Source organism: Sphingomonas sp. S6 (assembly GCF_043498045.1).
Classification (GTDB): domain Bacteria; phylum Pseudomonadota; class Alphaproteobacteria; order Sphingomonadales; family Sphingomonadaceae; genus Sphingomonas.
Genome location: NZ_JBIEOE010000055.1, coordinates 1 through 416, shown reverse-complemented (window position 1 = coordinate 416; position 416 = coordinate 1). Strand labels below are relative to the sequence as shown.

Below are 416 nucleotides of genomic sequence, written 5' to 3'. Positions count from 1 at the left end.
AAACGGCACACCAATGCGGTAGCCCTCGCGTGGTACCGGGGTAAAGTTGGCCACCACCAACACCGGCTCGCCGCTGCTGCTCCAGCGCAGCCAGGCGTACACGCTGTTTTGCGCGTCGTCACCGATCAGCCACTGGAAGCCCTGCGGCTGGCAATCCTGCTCGTGCAGCGCCGGCTCTTCGCGGTACAGGCGGTTGAGGTCGCCCACCAGGCGCTGCACGCCTTGGTGCTCGGGGTACTGCAGCAGATACCAGTCCAGCTCGCTGTCATGGTTCCACTCACGCCACTGGCCGAACTCGCAGCCCATGAACAGCAACTTCTTGCCTGGGTGCGCCCACATGAAAGTGAGGTAGGCGCGCAGGTTGGCGAATTTCTGCCAGCGATCGCCGGGCATCTTGTCGATCAGCGAGTGCTTGC

General features: G+C 63.7%; 1 protein-coding gene. It reads right to left on the bottom strand.

Translation table 11 applies throughout. The features are described from left to right. Positions 1–416: alpha amylase C-terminal domain-containing protein (locus ACGVWT_RS19215; protein WP_394427839.1), on the bottom strand; the 416-nt coding region annotated here is incomplete at both ends.